We start from the raw sequence: 3,404 nt of genomic DNA on the forward strand, positions 1-3,404 counted from the left end.
GGACGTGAAGCGTGGTGGTGATGGGCTGCATCGGGAACCGCACGATCCGCCAAGGCGGGTTGCGTCAACAGCGCGGGATCGATCGCACCCCAGGCCGCTTCCACCAGTTGGCGTTCGCCTAAAAATTGTTGCTGCCAATCCTGTAAACGCTGACGATCCTCATCGCTCCAGCGATCGCTTTTGTTCGCCACAATGATATCGGCCGCCACCAGCTGATCGCGGAAGTTCTCATTCTCCACCACGCGCGCGTCAGTAAGCTGGCGCGGATCGAGCAGCGTTAAGGTGGCATCCACCTGAATCCAGGGTTGATAGACCGCAGCACGCAGCATGTTGAGCAGTTGTTTGGGATGGCCAAGGCCGGTAGGTTCGATAATCAGACGATCGGGTTTGGCCTGCTTCAGCAGCATGTTCAGCCCAACCTGCAGCGGCAAGCCGTTAACGCAGCACATGCAGCCGCCGGGAATCTCTTTCAGCGTGGCACCACGATCGGCGAGCAGTGCGCCGTCGATGCCAATTTCGCCAAATTCGTTGACCAGTATCGCCCAGTTTTCGTCGGCGGGTTTGTTGGCTAACAGATGCAGCAGTGTGGTGGTTTTTCCGCTACCGAGAAATCCGGTGATGAGGTTTACGCGCGTCACAAAAGGTCTCCCAAAAAAGAGAATAAATCGCGCGCGGATGAGGGGCATCCGGCACGCACGGCCTTGTTATACTATAACAATCACCGGCGGCCGGACGGAAGCACGTTATGAGTCAGCGCGTCCCATATAACGACGCTCTGCAATATGAATGCGGATGCGATCGCCATTGCTCAGATATTCTGGCACCTGAATGGATAAGCCGGTGCTCATGCCAGCGGGTTTAGATCGCGCGCTGGCGGAGGCACCTTTGATGCCCGGTGAGGTATCAACAATTTCCATATCGACGGTTTGAGGCAGTTCAAGTGCCAATACCTGGCCGTCCATCGTCAGTACCTGAATGCCAGGAATGCCGCCTTCAGGAATAAACAGCAGCTCTTCTTCGATTTGCTCTTTCTTGAAGTTGTACGGCGTGTAGTCTTCGTCATCCATAAACACATACTCATCACCATCTATATAAGAGAAGGTGACGGCGCGACGGCTGAGCGAAATGGCGTCAATAATATCGTCGCCCTTGAAGCGCTCTTCCACTTTCAGGCCGGTGCGGACATCGGTAAAACGCATCTTATAGAGCGTCGCGGCACCGCGTGCACTTGGGCTCTGTACATCAATGTCTTTCACCAGCAACAGTTTGCCGTTCCAGGTGACAGCCATCCCTTTTTTGATCTCATTTGCCTTTGGCATGGTGGTTTTCTCGCTGACAGGAGGTTAATGCGCGTCACGTTACTCGCGCGGCGAAAAACTGGCAAGCGAGGCAATGTAAAATTGTTGCCGGTGCATGGCATTCGCGGCCTCAGACTGTTATTGTCGCGGCGAATTGTCTACAGGAGCGCATGATGTTTTGTCGTGACCAGTGCGGTGCCTGTTGCACAGCCCCCTCAATTTCATCCCCGATTCCTGGCATGCCGCACGGCAAGCCGGCCAACACGCGTTGCGTGCAGCTTGATGAGCAGCAGCGCTGCAAAATCTTTGGTTCACCGCTGCGTCCTGCGGTCTGTGCCGGTCTACAACCGAGCGCTGAAATGTGCGGCAGCAGCCGTGATAGCGCTATGACGTTCTTGCTAAAACTGGAAGCCGATACCGCACCTTGAACCGGTTGCTGACGCAAAGCTGAAGAATTTGGCTTAGTGCCGGTTGTCTGTACAGCAAAAGCATCAGCCTGCCTGCCGGTAAAAATCTTAAATCCAACATGAAGTGTGCGGAACGTCAAAAATCTGCTACTCAGATCGCGCATTTTCTTGCCTGCTGTACGTGGCTGTACCATATTCCCTGAAACGTTTCAGCGTTGTCATTCCGGCTAAGTCCGCGATGCACAGCAGCTTTTTTCACCATCTAGCTGAAACGATTCAATACAGCAAGCGAGGAGAGATATGTTCCAGCTCGAAGTTCAGGCCATTCATACCGGTGCTAGCGCACAGAATAAAGAAGAGGCCATTCGTCAGGTTGCCGCTGCGTTAACCGCTGCGGGCAATGTGGCCGAAGGCTACGTTAACGGCATGCTGGCGCGCGAACAGCAAACCACCACTTTCCTGGGTAACGGCATCGCCATTCCGCACGGCACCACCGACACCCGCGACCTGGTGCTGAAAACTGGCGTGCAGGTTTACCAGTTCCCGCAGGGAGTGGATTGGGGCGACGGACAAACGGCGTATGTGGCAATCGGCATCGCCGCTAAATCTGATGAACATCTCGCGTTGCTGCGCCAGCTCACCCACGTCTTAAGCGACGACAGCATTGCTGAACAGCTGAAAACCGCCTCGGCGGAAGATCTGCGTGCGCTGCTGATGGGCGAAAACCAGGCGGCAGAATTCAAATTCGATACCTCGCTGATTGCCGTTGATGTAGCGGCCAGCGATTTAATCACTTTACAGGCACTCAACGCCGGTCGTCTGCAGGCAGCAGGCGCGGTGGACGCGTCCTTTATTGCTGACGTGATTTCCCGCACACCGCTAAGTCTGGGTCAGGGCATCTGGCTGAGCGACAGCGCCAACGGCAATCTCGGCAGCGCAGTGGCAGTCAGCCGCGCCGCTGCACCATTCCAGCATCAGGGCGAAAATGTCGCGCTGCTGCTGACCGTGGCAGCTAACGATCAGCGTCCGCTGGAGGTGCTGGGTTACCTCAGCAACCTGCTGCTGACCAACAAAGCTGAACGTCTGCTGAAGGCCGATGCCGCCGGGATTCTGGCGCTGCTGACCAGCGAAGTTGATGAAGCCGCTGAGTTGCTGACTGCGGAGTTCACCATCCGCAACGAACACGGATTGCATGCGCGTCCGGGTACGGCGCTGGTTACCGTGATCAAACAGTTCAACAGCGATATCACCGTGACCAATCTCGACGGCAGCGGTAAACCGGCTAACGGCCGCAGCCTGATGAAAGTCGTCGCGCTGGGCGTGAAAAAAGGCCATCGCCTGCGCTTTACCGCCAGCGGTGATGATGCGCAGCAGGCGCTGAACGCGATTGAAGAAGCCATTAACGCCGGTTTAGGCGAGGGGGCAGCATGAGTCGTCGTGTCGCAACAATTACCTTAAACCCGGCTTACGATCTGGTCGGTTACACGCCAGAAATTGAGCGCGGTGAAGTTAACCTGGTGAAAACCACCGGTCTGCACGCGGCTGGTAAGGGCATCAACGTTGCCAAGGTGCTGAAGGATCTCGGTATTGATGTCACCGTCGGCGGTTTCCTTGGTAAAGAGAATCAGGACGGCTTTCAACAGTTGTTCAGCGAGCTCGGCATTGCTAACCGTTTTCAGGTGGTACAGGGCCGTACGCG

Annotated in this window: 4 protein-coding genes and 1 pseudogene; 3 read left to right on the forward strand and 2 right to left on the reverse strand. The window is 55.8% G+C overall.

What is annotated here, in order from left to right; translation table 11 throughout:
* A pseudogene (locus RTY00_RS10585) lies at positions 1–638 on the reverse strand (CobW family GTP-binding protein); the annotation flags it as partial.
* Between the two features lie 105 nt (positions 639–743).
* Positions 744–1,319: an elongation factor P-like protein YeiP gene (yeiP, locus tag RTY00_RS10590; protein ID WP_008105009.1), complete on the reverse strand. Its 576-nt coding sequence runs from the start codon at positions 1,317–1,319 to the stop codon at positions 744–746.
* Between the two features lie 152 nt (positions 1,320–1,471).
* On the opposite strand from yeiP, the gene RTY00_RS10595 reads away from it, so the two are divergent.
* From RTY00_RS10595 to RTY00_RS10605, 3 genes are all read left to right on the forward strand, one after another.
* Positions 1,472–1,726 carry a YkgJ family cysteine cluster protein gene (locus RTY00_RS10595; protein ID WP_008105007.1) on the forward strand — a complete coding sequence of 85 codons (255 nt, stop codon included), beginning with the start codon at positions 1,472–1,474 and terminating at the stop codon, positions 1,724–1,726.
* A gap of 279 nt (positions 1,727–2,005) precedes the next feature.
* The gene (gene fruB / locus RTY00_RS10600) at positions 2,006–3,136 is read left to right on the forward strand and encodes a fused PTS fructose transporter subunit IIA/HPr protein (RefSeq protein ID WP_312664399.1); all 1,131 of its coding nucleotides are present in this window, start codon (positions 2,006–2,008) and stop codon (positions 3,134–3,136) included.
* On the forward strand, positions 3,133–3,404 hold a 272-nt coding region (locus RTY00_RS10605), incomplete at its 3' end, for a PfkB family carbohydrate kinase (protein ID WP_312664400.1). The genes fruB and RTY00_RS10605, both read left to right, overlap by 4 nt.

Origin of the sequence: Pantoea sp. CTOTU49201, assembly GCF_032054795.1 — a bacterium.
GTDB lineage: Bacteria > Pseudomonadota > Gammaproteobacteria > Enterobacterales > Enterobacteriaceae > Pantoea > Pantoea symbiotica.